Genomic DNA, 244 nt, shown 5'->3' with positions numbered 1-244 from the left:
GCGTGCGGGTTTTTCACCCGCATTGTCGTTACTCATGTCAGCATTCGCACTTCTGATACCTCCAGCATACCTCCCGGTACACCTTCAACGGCTTACAGAACGCTCCCCTACCCCGCGAACATAAGTTCGCAGCCGCAGCTTCGGTGGTATGTTTAGCCCCGTTACATCTTCCGCGCAGGCCGACTCGACTAGTGAGCTATTACGCTTTCTTTAAAGGGTGGCTGCTTCTAAGCCAACCTCCTAG

Annotated in this window: 1 rRNA gene; it reads right to left on the bottom strand. The window is 54.1% G+C overall.

Going from position 1 to position 244, the window contains the following annotated elements:
- Window positions 1-244: ribosomal RNA gene (locus HC733_RS22805) — 23S ribosomal RNA — on the bottom strand; the annotation flags it as partial.

Origin of the sequence: Pseudoalteromonas sp. S16_S37, assembly GCF_014694405.1 — a bacterium.
Lineage (GTDB): Bacteria > Pseudomonadota > Gammaproteobacteria > Enterobacterales > Alteromonadaceae > Pseudoalteromonas.
This window is presented reverse-complemented; position numbering and strand designations above follow the sequence as displayed.